Here is an 11525-nt window from a genome sequence, read left to right on the forward strand (position 1 = left end):
TTTTTTCTGACTCCGAAAAGTGTACCGAGGTAGTATGAGCTTTCGAGTCAATACAAACGTAAGCGCCCTCGCTTCTCAAAGAGCGATGAGCAAAGTGAATAAGGAGACTGAAGAGTCTTCTGTGAAGCTTAGTTCCGGGCAGAGAATTACAAAAGCAGCAGACGATGCTGCCGGCCTCGCTATTTCTGAAAAACTAAAAGCTGAAATTCGTTCTTCTCGTCAGGCCAATCGTAACGCCAACGATGGTCTCTCCCTTGTTCAAGTAGCAGAAGGTGGATTGGAAGAATCATCAAGTTTATTGACTCGTATGCGTGAACTTGCCATCCAGGCAGCTTCTGATACGTTGACTGACAGTGATCGCATGAAGTCCAGCATGGAATATGAATCGATCAAAGATGAATTAGAGCGTCTTTCGCAGACCACTGAATTCAACGGTAAAAAACTTCTGAATGGTTCTGGCCCGCGCCTGGATTTCCAGGTTGGTGTGGGTGATAACACGGCCGATGATCATATTAGTTATGATTCAAAATCAATCAATGCTGGGATTCAGTTTTTGGGAGTTGCCCACGCTTCGATCAGATCGAAAAGTAGTGCTCAGCAAAGTTTATCCACCATTGATAATGCCATTAACAAAATTTCCGGACACCGCTCTCTTTTGGGTTCGATTCAGAACCGATTGATCACAAGTTCCAATAATCTTGGAATCTATACTGAGAATATGAGTAAAGCTAACAGCCAGATCCGAGATGCGGATTTTGCTCTGGAAACTTCTCAGCAAGCTCGTAACTCAATTGTGGCCTCTGCTGGTACGGCCGTAATGGCCCAGGCCAATATGTCAGGTCAGAACGCTCTCAAACTCGTAGGGTAAACCCATTTAATTCAAGTACTGGCCCCATCGTCAATGACCGTGGTCACTGACATTATATTTTTTTCTCTCACAATAGGCTCGAGGTGTTTTATGAATACAACTGAGTCATATAGTGCGGTCATCTTGGACCTCGACGGAGTTCTTACCGATACTCGTAATCTTCATTACGATGCCTGGAAACAGACCTTTGATGAATATCTGAGGAACTACGGACAAGGACCATTCTCTCAAAAAGAATATGAGCAGTATGTCGATGGTAAGCCTCGATCTCAGGGAATCCTGGACTTCCTGATTTTTCGGGGAATTCCCATCACTTCAAGTGAGCTTCAGAAATTGGGGCAAAGGAAAAATGAAATATATCTCTCTGAATTGGATCATCAAGGAGTCGTGGTTTTTTCTGATGCTTTGAGAGCATTAAGAAAGTGGAGGGACAAAGGTGTTCCTCTGGCCGTCGTTTCATCCAGTAAAAACACCACCAAAATCTTAGATCGATTACGCATTAGAAATTATTTCGAGGTAGAAATGAATGCCTTGATCGGAGAAGAGATGCATCTGGAAGGAAAACCCAGTGCGGATTTCTTCCTAGAGGCGGCCAAACGTTTAAATAAGAAACCAGACGAATGTATTGTCGTCGAAGATGCAGTCGCTGGCATTCAAGCGGGCAATGCCGGAAATTTTGCTTCTGTCATCGGAGTCGCTCGTCCTGGCCAAACAGGTGGGAAAGAACTCAGTGAGGCGGGAGCGGACTTTGTGGTGACGGGACTGGAAGAAATATTCGACTTAAAACCAAATATCATAAAAAGCTGGCGCAACTTCGCTCAGTTTATTGATGGGAAGGAGATGGCCCTCTTCCTGGATTTTGATGGAACTTTGAGTGAAATCGTTCCGGATCATCACGATGCTCAGATGGTTGAAGAGATTCGCCCCGTACTAACTCGAATTTCAGATAGTATCAAGGTCGCCATCATTAGCGGTCGAGATCGAAAAGATGTTAAGGCCCGGGTAGGGATTGATGGTCTTTTCTATGCCGGCTGCCATGGTTATGACATTAGCGGCCCTGGATGTTTTCATTTTCAAATTGAAGAAGCAGAAGAGGCAAGTTCAGAAATGAACGAGGCGATTAAACAAATCGAGTCTCATGCGGACAAATACCCGGGTCTTTCCATTGAAAGGAAAAAATATTTCACGGCGATCCATTACCGAAATGTTGATTCCTCGCTTCATCAAAGCTTAAAAAACGAAATTAATGATCTGGTCAAAAGCTTTAAGAAGCTTGAGGTTAGAAGAGGGAAAATGGTTTTCGATCTTGCCCCAAAATTGAAATGGAACAAAGGTGAGGCAGTAAAAAAACTCTGTGAAGTTTTAGATATGGCCCCTGGAAAAACCGTCGCGGTCTATATAGGCGATGATCTAACGGATGAAGACGTTTTTTGTGAACTTCATTCTTGGGGGATTGGAATAAAGGTCGGAATAGAAAGTATGGCCGGTACTTGTTCCGATTATTCACTTCGAACTCCTTCAGAGGTCGCAACTTTTTTAAATAAGATCGAACAAAACTTCACTCAACAGGAAAAACAATGGAGACGTGGAGCTTAACCTACGATGAGTGGGATCCTCAGGAAGAACGACTAAGAGAGGCCCTCTGTACTTTAGGGAACGGATACTTCGCGACGAGAGGTGCCGCAGAAGAAAGTACAACAGGCGATTTTCATTATCCTGGTACCTATCTTGCAGGAGGTTTCAATCGGAGCATCTCAATTATTGCGGGAGAAGAAATACAAAATGAAGATCTGGTAAATTGGCCCAACTGGATCTGCCTCAGCTTCCGACATGTGAATGATGAATGGCTGGATCTCTCAAAGATGGAGGTCCTTTCTTATCAACAAGAGCTTGATTTAAGATCTGGTGTTTTAAGCCGGTGTTTAACTCTTCGGGATAAATATGGTCGAGAATCCGAATTAAAAACGAACCGATTTGTAAGTATGTCCAATAAACATGTGGCCGGTATAAAATGGTCTTTGCGGCCCCTAAATTGGTCGGGTCCAATCGAAATTAAAAGTTGGATTGATGGGGGCGTGGATAATTCTGGCGTTCATCGTTATCGTGAATTGAATCGAAAGCATCACACAGTCAGACGTTCAGGAAATATTGATCGAGAAAGTTTTTATCTCGAAACCACCACTAATGAATCCCAAATCGTTATGGCCCAAGCAATACGAAACAGAATTTCTAAATCTGAATTTAAATTTGATGAGTGGATTAAAGAGGATTCAATTGGACATACTTTCTCAATCACTTTGGATGAACAAGAAGAGGTCACGATTGAAAAAGTGATGGCCCTTTTTCATTCCCGTGACCGGGCCCTTAGCCACCCTTTATACGAGGCCAAGCGGCTCCTGATGAAAATTGGAAATTATGAGGAAATATTGGCCTCCCATCGACGTGAATGGGAACATCTTTGGCATCTTTGTGACATTGAGCTCCTGGATAATCCCCGGGAAGCTAAACTTTTACGTTTTCATATTTTTCATCTTCTCCAAACAGTATCTCTTCATAACATCGACCTGGATGCGGGAGTTCCCTCTCGAGGACTTCACGGAGAGGCCTACCGGGGACACATTTTTTGGGACGAGGTGTACATATTCCCCTTATTGAATATTCGCGTTCCCGAGATAGCCCGATCTCTTTTAATGTATCGATATCGAAGACTTGATGAGGCAAGGATCAATGCTCGGGAGAGTGGATTTGAAGGAGCCATGTATCCCTGGCAAAGCGGAAGCAATGGTGAAGAAGAAAGCCAGTTAACACATTTGAATCCTGTATCCGGGAAATGGATCCCGGACTCGACATATCTGCAACGTCATATCAATAGCATCATTGTTTACAACATTTGGAAATATTATCAGGCCACAAATGATCTGGAGTTTCTTTCGTTCTTTGGTGCCGAGATGATGCTAGAAATCTGTCGGTTTTGGGCCAGCAAAATGACTTATAATTTGGATCGCGATCGCTACGATATTAAAAACGTTGTGGGGCCGGATGAATTTCATACCGCTTATCCCGACTCGGATGAATTAGGCATAAATAATAATGCTTATACAAATTTTATGGTCTCATGGTGTCTAAAAACTACCGTCGAACTCTTTCGTAGTTTACCTGTTAATAGACGACGGGATCTTTTGAGTATATTGCAAATTAAAAATGATGAATTAGACATGTGGCTTGAGAAAAGTCGAAAGATATTCATCCCCATGGCCGAAGGTGGAATCATTGAACAGTTTGAAGGTTTTGAAAAACTGGAGGACCTTAATTGGGACCATTATAAGCGGAAATATGGGAACATTCAGCGCATTGATCGGCTTCTTGAGGCAGAAGGTGATGATCCGAACAAATACAAATTGAATAAACAGAGTGATGTGTTGATGATCTATTATCTTTTTCTGCCAGATGAGCTAGAAAAAAATTATGAATGGCTGGGCTATCACTTTGACAAAGATAGCATTTTAAAAAATATTCAATATCATCTGGCACTTTCCTCAAATGGATCGACTTTAAGTCGTGTCGTTCATTCCTGGATTCTTTCTCGTTATGATCTGGATCTTTCCTGGCACTGGTTCTTGCGTGCTCTGGAGAGTGATATATCGGATATTCAAGGAGGGACGACCGAAGAGGGAATTCATCTGGGTGCGATGGCAGGAACTGTGGACTTGGTTCAGAGATGTTTTACAGGCATTGAGGTCAGAGATGATGTCATTTGGCTGCTTCCTCATATTCCAAGTAAGATTCGTCATTTAAATTTAAGAGTTCGCTTTCGCGGTCATTCCATTCAGATTCGGTTCGCCGATGATCTATGCAAGATTAAAATTGAGCGTAGCTGGTTGGTCCCTGGTAAAATTGGATTTCAGGGTGAGGTCCATGAGTTCAATGAAGGAGATGAGTTCTCTTTCAAACTGAAACCAGTCGAGGCAGATGTGATTACTGACAGAATATCTTCTGCATTGCCTTGAGAAGCTTGAGTACCAGGGGATTTTCAATATAGTAGAAAGAAAAATTTTTCTCTCTTCTTAGCCCCAGAAGACCTTCATTTTGCATGCGCTTAAGGAATTGAGACGTATGTGATTGAGAGAGACCAACTGCGTTTTGAATTTCTGAAACCTGCTTTTCGCCGTCACTAAGATAGCACAGAATCAACAACCGCTGTGGATGGGCAAACTGCTTCAAAAGTCCCGCCACTTCATCACATTTGTCCTGCATAATACTTAAATCCATACTGACCTCATGATACTAACTGTGGAATAGACCACAACAAGTGTAAAGAGTATTTTCCTGAACTTTAGCATTTCAGGAGGCAATTTTTTTATGAGCAAAACAGATATGAACGAGCCAAAGGTAATTAATGCAAGCTCAGAAAGACTAATCAGTGAACTTACTTCTCCCCATTGAAAAATAAAAGACATCACTGAAATTAAAAGAATGCTGGCAAGTCCATTTCCCAGGGCCTCTTGATAGTTCATTCCAAAAAAATTCATTAGAACCGGCATGAGAACGACACCTCCCCCTAGACCTGTGAGTGTCGTTAAAATTCCCAGTAATAGACCGATGATGACCGATTTTATCGGCCCTTGCTTTTCTTGCTTGGCCCCCAATTCACGACGCTCTCTCCAAACACTCAATAAGCCATAGATTCCAATGGAGATGATTAGTGTGGCCACTACATAATCTGGAATTTCATTTTTTTTATTCACTGACAAAACATTTCCAATGGCCCCTGCTGATACAAGGGTGAGAACTAACCGAAGGTTTAATTTTGGCCTAAGACCAATTAAGTTTATCAGAGTACTCATAATGACGATGACTAGGGAAAGAGTCGTAGCATCCCTCAATGACAGTGATAAAAGACCAATCAAAAGAGGAATCGCTGCCAGTGCTCCGCCAGCGCCAGTGAGCCCCATGATTAGTCCCACAAACAGTCCTATGATGATGTAGAGGAGCATGTTTTATTCCTTGATCTGAATGTGGATTTATAATATTATGATTTTGTAATATTGTAAACTTGAAAAGGACAAACCGATGTTACCAATATTAGGTGGGGCCATTATAGGATTGGCCGCAAGTATATTGCTTCTATTCGATGGAAGAGTGACTGGAATTAGTGGCATTACTTCAGGAGTGATTAAATCAGAGACACCAGACAAGTCTTGGCGAATTTTTTTTCTTTCCGGACTAATAATTGGTGGAGTTCTTCTACGTTTTTTTCGACCGGAGGCAGTGACCATTATTTCCGGCGCCTTCAATTATGATTACGCCCTTGCCGGTTTTTTAGTTGGGTTTGGCACTGTTTTAGGGAGTGGATGCACTTCAGGTCACGGAGTATGTGGATTGTCCCGTTTTTCAGTTCGTTCAATGGTTGCAGTTCTCATTTTCATTGGCACTGCCATGTTAACGTTATTTGTCTTTAAGACTTTTCGAGGTGTCCTATGAAAAATGTGGTTGCCTTACTATCGGGCCTTATTTTTGCCATGGGCCTCGGTCTAAGCGGAATGACCCGACCAGATGTTGTTAAAGGTTTTCTCGATATAACGGGAGAATGGAATTGGTCATTGATGGGAGTCATGTTTGGAGCAATCCTGGTCCATAGTATTGCGTATCAACTCATTATGAAAAGAAAGTCTCCTATTTTAGAAAAGGAGTTTTATCTTCCAACCAAGACCAGCGTTGATTCACGCCTCATCATCGGTTCCATCATTTTTGGAATCGGTTGGGGATGGGGAGGAATTTGTCCAGGACCGGCCATCGTCAATCTTGCATCTGGGTCCGCCCGTGCCGTTATTTTTGTTCTCTTTATGTTACTTGGCATGAAAGTCTTTCAATGGTTTGATAATAAGGTCCTGTCTAAATAAGCGAGGTCTTTATGCAAAATAGTTTAATCTTCTACCAGCTTTTTGAAAAAGAATCTTCAACCTATACCTATCTTCTGGGCGACATTAAAACAGCTGAGGCCGTGATCATTGACCCAGTTATGGAGACCAGCGAGAGAGACATTAAGCTGATTAACGACCTTGGATTAAAACTAAAATATATTCTTGAGACCCATGTTCATGCAGACCATGTGACTGGGTCGGGGATCCTTCGCAACCGAACCGGAGCACAGATCGCTTTAGGTGCTGCCAATGATTCAGGATGTGCCGACATTTCTCTTAAGGAAGGAGATCAAATCAGGTTTGGTTCTCATAGTATTACTTCGATTTCTACACCAGGTCATACAAATGGGTGCATGACTTATCACCTGGATAACATGCTCTTTACCGGTGATACCCTTTTGATCCGTGGATGTGGTCGAACTGATTTTCAGGAAGGCTCATCAGAAAGACTCTTTCATAGTGTAAGAGACAAGATCTTTGCTTTTCCGGATGAAACATATATTTATCCTGCACATGATTATAAAGGATTTACTCGAACAACAGTTGGTGATGAGAAAAAGCTCAACCCTAGATTGAAACTCGAGAATACTGAAGCGGATTTCGTTAAAATAATGGCAGAGCTTAAATTGGACTATCCTAAAAAGCTACAAGTTGCCGTCCCGGCGAATAAACAATGTGGTCTTAATCCCGGGCAGAACAATTCTTAACAACGTACCTCGCCATTGCGCTGAAACAAGAAATACAATGGCTGGTCCATATTTTCTCGTGATACAATTCGTGAATGAGTGACACGACTTCTTTCAGTGCGACATCCGAAACCATTGAGCGTAATCATTGGAAGACCTTGAAGACACTGGGACATTATCTGTGGCCCGCGGACAGAAAAGATTTAAAGGTCAGAGTTGTTTTTGCCATGTTTTTCCTCGCGGCAGGAAAGATCCTCAATGTTTATGTTCCGTTTCTCTTAAAGTCTTCCATTGATCAACTGTCTCAAACGAACAAAGTTCTTGTTCTTCCACTGGGTCTCATCATCGCCTATGGTCTTGCTCGATTACTGGTAGGAATTTTTGAGGAACTAAGAGATCTCATCTTTGCCAAAGTTGAACAGCACGCCTTACGTAACATCGCCTTGAACACATTTAGACACCTTCATGGTTTGTCTTTGGATTTTCATTTATCGAGACAAACCGGCGGCCTATCAAGAGTGATTGAAAGAGGGACCAGAGGGATTCAATTTCTTTTGGACTTTATGACCTTTAATATTATTCCGACCATCCTTGAAATTATTCTTGTGACTGGTGTGTTGGTTTATCACTTCAATTTGACCTATGCTTCAGTCATTTTCATAACCATTGCCATCTACATTGTGCTGACTCTGATGGTAACAGAGTGGCGCCTTAAATACCGTAAGGCGATGAATACCGCGGAGACCAAGGCCAATACCCGCGCGATTGATAGTCTTCTTAATTTTGAGACTGTTAAGTATTTTGGAAATGAGGAGCATGAGTTTCATCGCTTCGATGAATCCCTTGCTCAGTATGAGACGGCGGCGATCAAGGGGCAAAATACTCTGTCTCTTTTGAATCTCACTCAAAAAGGCATTATCTCCTTTGGTCTTATCATTATCATGTTGATGGCCGCGAGAGATGTGGTGAGTGGAAAAATCACAGTGGGTGATTTCGTGCTGGTCAATACATTTCTTATTCAGCTTTATTTGCCCCTAAACTTCTTGGGATTTGTATACCGAGAAATTAAAAACAGCTTAGTCGATATGGATAAGATGTTTGAACTTATAAAAGTCCATGCATCTGTGGCCGATGATAGTAACGCTGAACCCTTAGTTATCACGAGGGCAGTGATTGAATTTGAGGATGTGCGATTTGGATATAAGTCAGACCGAGAAATCCTAAAAGGTATTAGCTTCAGAATTGACTCCGGAAAGACCCTCGCCATTGTGGGTCCCAGTGGATCAGGCAAATCGACAATCGGCAGGCTTTTGTATCGATTCTACGACGTCACTGGTGGAGTCATCAGCATCGATGGACAAAATATTCGAAAGGTAAAACAGCACTCCCTACGATCACATATTGGAATGGTTCCACAGGACACGGTGCTATTTAACGATACCATTGGCTACAACATCCAATACGGTCGCCCAACTGCGACAATGGATGAAGTAAAAAGGGCAGCTGAGCTGGCCCATATTGATGAATTTATCAATGAGCTACCTGATAGATATGAAACTCCGGTTGGAGAGAGAGGATTGAAACTTTCAGGCGGAGAAAAACAACGAGTTGCCATCGCCAGAACGATTCTTAAAAACTCTGAGATCCTTTTGTTTGATGAGGCGACTTCGGCATTGGATTCACAAAAAGAAAAAGAAATCCAAAAGTCACTTAAGGATATTTCACGAGATCGCTCCACCTTAATCATCGCCCATCGACTTTCGACGATTACCCATGCAGATGAGATAATTGTGCTGCAAAACGGGAAGGTCGTGGAAAGAGGTGTGCATAGTCAATTGCTCCGTCAAGGTGGCATCTATGCATCGATGTGGGCAAAGCAGCAGGAAGAAGAAGCTCATTCTATTCAGGTATAATTGCCGCTCGTTCACTTCCTTTCTTATAAGGCAGGTCTAAACTAACCGTAAGAGCGCTTCTCTTTATGTGAGTGAAGGAGTCACTTATGGAATCATTTCCTGTTCATGCGGTTTATGAGCTCGAATTTCCAGAATTCACTGCGGAAATTTCTGTTCTATCTTCTACACATCTCCAATTTGAAATTAAAGAAGGTCGTTATGAACGAACGGCCATTGTAAATTATGAGGCGCAAAAGATCAGATCAGGGGTTTTCATTGTTAGCTGGCAAGATGAAGACAAATCAACGGTCGTTCATGTTGAGGACTTCATCAACCGGAAAATCTTTACTTTTGCGACCTTAGACGACAATACCTTCATTAGATCTCAGGGAAATATTCGTTTCATTGAAGAGCTAAACGAGGGGGCCTATCATTAATTATAAAGTAGGGATTTTGACTGCGACCATCTTGGGCTCAAGCATGGTCTTTATCGATGGCTCTGTAGTGAATGTTATTATGCCTGAGCTGCAACGTGAGTTTAATGCCACTGCCGTGCAGATTCAGTGGGTGGTAGAGGCATATCTTCTATTTCTGTCATCTCTGATTCTTGTGGGCGGTTCGATCGGAGATCACTTTGGAAGGAAGCGTGTTTTTCAAATAGGCACTGTGATCTTTATCATTGCTTCAATTGGTTGTGGTCTTTCTCAAAATCTCATGCAAATGACGATCTTTCGTTCTCTTCAGGGAGTTGGAGGTGCGCTTCTCACTCCAGGAAGTCTTGCCATTATTAATAGTGTCTTTCCTAAAAACGAACGAGGTAAGGCAATCGGTACATGGTCGGCTTTTAGTTCCATTACGACGGCCTTTGGGCCGGTATTGGGTGGTTGGCTAAGTGACAATCTTTCCTGGCGATGGGTCTTTTTTATTAATCTTCCAATTGGGCTTTTGACAATTTTTTTCACCCGGAGTTTTGTCCCGACTCAATGTCGTGAAACAGGTGAGGAGACGCTCGATCTTCCAGGAGTTGTTGTTTCCTCATCCGGAATAGGGAGTATTGTTTTTGGTCTCATCGAAAGCAATTACTTCATTATGATGATCGGTGTGGCGCTCATGATTCTTTTTCTCTTCATGGAAACACGTTCAAAAAGTCCCCTGGTACCTTTATCTTTTTTTAAATCCAGAGTTTTCTCTGCGGTCAACATGTCGACCTTTCTTCTTTATGGGGCCTTAAGTATTGTGTTCTACTTTCTTCCTTTTAATTTAATTCAGGTTCAAGGTTTTTCCGCCACCCAGGCAGGTGCTGCCAATCTGCCTTTTATCTTTATCATTTTTTTATTTTCCCGCTGGTCTGGAGGTCTTTATGACAAGGTAGGAGCAAGGCTTCCCATTGCCGTTGGTTCCATTATTTCTGGTCTTGGATTTCTTGCTCTAGGATTTATGCCAGGATTAGATGCTTCTTATTGGAAAGACTTCCTTCCGGGGCTGATTTTATTTGGGTTAGGCATGTCTCTTTGTATTGCTCCGTTAACCACAGCAGTTCTAGGGGCCGTACCGGATAAATTTTCAGGCCTCGCTTCTGGTGTTAACAATGCGGTCACGCGTTTGGCGGGACTGGTTGGAATAGCCATTATGACGGCCATGATCGTGATGTGGTTTCATCATTATCTGGAAATGGCCCTCGTAAACATGCCAATGAATGTGGGACTTAAAGAAGAGCTTCTCAGTCGTTCTCAAGATCTGGCCGGACTTCAAGGACATTCCAAAGAGGTTGATGGAATTATTCGTGTGGCTTATCTTGAGAGTTTTAAATCAGTCATGATTTCATCTGCGCTGCTGGCACTCGCGAGTTCACTTTGCGCCTTGATCTTTATACCAAGTGAGAAGGTTATTCGCCTGCCTCTCTCTCCTGTTAGATAATAAGGTTAAAAGGAGTCTTTATGATTTTATGGAGCTCCGATGTAGGCTACAACTTCCTCGTTTGTTTCTTCCTCTTCTGGACCGTACAGATCATTATCGGGATTATTATTAAGCTCAAAAATCTCGGTTTCACCTGTGAGAACTATCGACATCGTGCTCAGGATCTTCTTCATGAATATGTGAATAAATTGGAAGAGCCTTATCATCGAAAACACAGCTAGTTCCACCGCCACCAACTTCT

General features: G+C 42.5%; 12 protein-coding genes. 10 read left to right on the forward strand and 2 right to left on the reverse strand.

Translation table 11 applies throughout. From position 1 onward, the window contains the following. The first annotated feature begins 34 nt into the window (after positions 1-34). From SOO65_RS08475 to SOO65_RS08485, 3 genes are all read left to right on the forward strand, one after another. Positions 35-868, forward strand: coding sequence for a flagellin N-terminal helical domain-containing protein (locus SOO65_RS08475; protein WP_321399332.1), 834 nt, complete (start codon positions 35-37; stop codon positions 866-868). Between the two features lie 90 nt (positions 869-958). Beyond that, on the forward strand, positions 959-2464 hold the full coding sequence (otsB, locus tag SOO65_RS08480) for a trehalose-phosphatase (RefSeq protein ID WP_321399334.1): 1506 nt from the start codon (positions 959-961) through the stop codon (positions 2462-2464). Next, positions 2446-4875: a glycoside hydrolase family 65 protein gene (locus tag SOO65_RS08485; protein ID WP_321399335.1), complete on the forward strand. Its 2430-nt coding sequence runs from the start codon at positions 2446-2448 to the stop codon at positions 4873-4875. The genes otsB and SOO65_RS08485 overlap by 19 nt, the downstream gene beginning before the upstream one ends. On the opposite strand, the gene SOO65_RS08490 is transcribed toward SOO65_RS08485, so the two are convergent. Together SOO65_RS08490 and SOO65_RS08495 are read right to left on the reverse strand one after the other, a co-directional pair. Continuing rightward, on the reverse strand, positions 4844-5137 hold the full coding sequence (locus SOO65_RS08490; RefSeq protein WP_321399336.1) for an ArsR/SmtB family transcription factor: 294 nt from the start codon (positions 5135-5137) through the stop codon (positions 4844-4846). The genes SOO65_RS08485 and SOO65_RS08490 overlap by 32 nt on opposite strands. Further along, entirely contained in the window at positions 5128-5832 is a 705-nt protein-coding gene (locus SOO65_RS08495; RefSeq protein ID WP_407676991.1) for a sulfite exporter TauE/SafE family protein, read from the reverse strand. The genes SOO65_RS08490 and SOO65_RS08495 overlap by 10 nt, the downstream gene beginning before the upstream one ends. A gap of 106 nt (positions 5833-5938) precedes the next feature. Here SOO65_RS08495 and SOO65_RS08500 point away from each other — a divergent pair, with 106 nt between their 5' ends. The 7 genes from SOO65_RS08500 (at position 5939) to SOO65_RS08530 (ending at position 11505) form a co-directional block, all read left to right on the forward strand. Further along, on the forward strand, positions 5939-6349 hold the full coding sequence (locus SOO65_RS08500) for a YeeE/YedE family protein (RefSeq protein WP_321399338.1): 411 nt from the start codon (positions 5939-5941) through the stop codon (positions 6347-6349). After that, complete coding sequence (locus SOO65_RS08505; protein WP_321399339.1) at positions 6346-6768, forward strand: DUF6691 family protein; 423 nt, start codon at positions 6346-6348, stop codon at positions 6766-6768. Before SOO65_RS08500 ends, SOO65_RS08505 begins: the two co-directional genes overlap by 4 nt. An 11-nt stretch (positions 6769-6779) precedes the next feature. Next, positions 6780-7496 (forward strand): MBL fold metallo-hydrolase, encoded by a 717-nt coding sequence (locus SOO65_RS08510; RefSeq protein ID WP_321399341.1) that lies wholly within the window; start codon positions 6780-6782, stop codon positions 7494-7496. A 74-nt stretch (positions 7497-7570) separates the two neighbouring features. Continuing rightward, complete coding sequence (locus SOO65_RS08515) at positions 7571-9388, forward strand: ABCB family ABC transporter ATP-binding protein/permease (protein WP_321399342.1); 1818 nt, start codon at positions 7571-7573, stop codon at positions 9386-9388. An 86-nt stretch (positions 9389-9474) separates the two neighbouring features. Further along, the gene (locus SOO65_RS08520; RefSeq protein WP_321399344.1) at positions 9475-9804 is read left to right on the forward strand and encodes a MoaF-related domain-containing protein; all 330 of its coding nucleotides are present in this window, start codon (positions 9475-9477) and stop codon (positions 9802-9804) included. Positions 9805-9820: 16 nt separating this feature from the next. Beyond that, a complete protein-coding gene (locus SOO65_RS08525; protein ID WP_321399346.1) occupies positions 9821-11284 on the forward strand; it encodes an MFS transporter in 1464 nt (487 codons plus the stop codon). A gap of 20 nt (positions 11285-11304) precedes the next feature. Then, a complete protein-coding gene (locus tag SOO65_RS08530; protein WP_321399349.1) occupies positions 11305-11505 on the forward strand; it encodes a hypothetical protein in 201 nt (66 codons plus the stop codon). Positions 11506-11525 lie beyond the last annotated feature (20 nt).

The sequence above is a fragment of the Peredibacter starrii genome (assembly GCF_034259205.1).
Lineage (GTDB): Bacteria > Bdellovibrionota > Bacteriovoracia > Bacteriovoracales > Bacteriovoracaceae > Peredibacter > Peredibacter starrii.

Bases quoted from the DNA above. Each gene is read 5' to 3' on its own strand.
- SOO65_RS08475 (WP_321399332.1), top strand. From the start codon at position 35: ATGAGCTTTCGAGTCAATACAAACGTAAGCGCCCTCGCTTCTCAAAGA.
- otsB (WP_321399334.1), top strand. From the start codon at position 959: ATGAATACAACTGAGTCATATAGTGCGGTCATCTTGGACCTCGACGGA.
- SOO65_RS08485 (WP_321399335.1), top strand. From the start codon at position 2,446: ATGGAGACGTGGAGCTTAACCTACGATGAGTGGGATCCTCAGGAAGAA.
- SOO65_RS08490 (WP_321399336.1), bottom strand. From the start codon at position 5,137: ATGGATTTAAGTATTATGCAGGACAAATGTGATGAAGTGGCGGGACTT.
- SOO65_RS08500 (WP_321399338.1), top strand. From the start codon at position 5,939: ATGTTACCAATATTAGGTGGGGCCATTATAGGATTGGCCGCAAGTATA.
- SOO65_RS08505 (WP_321399339.1), top strand. From the start codon at position 6,346: ATGAAAAATGTGGTTGCCTTACTATCGGGCCTTATTTTTGCCATGGGC.
- SOO65_RS08510 (WP_321399341.1), top strand. From the start codon at position 6,780: ATGCAAAATAGTTTAATCTTCTACCAGCTTTTTGAAAAAGAATCTTCA.
- SOO65_RS08515 (WP_321399342.1), top strand. From the start codon at position 7,571: ATGAGTGACACGACTTCTTTCAGTGCGACATCCGAAACCATTGAGCGT.
- SOO65_RS08520 (WP_321399344.1), top strand. From the start codon at position 9,475: ATGGAATCATTTCCTGTTCATGCGGTTTATGAGCTCGAATTTCCAGAA.
- SOO65_RS08530 (WP_321399349.1), top strand. From the start codon at position 11,305: ATGATTTTATGGAGCTCCGATGTAGGCTACAACTTCCTCGTTTGTTTC.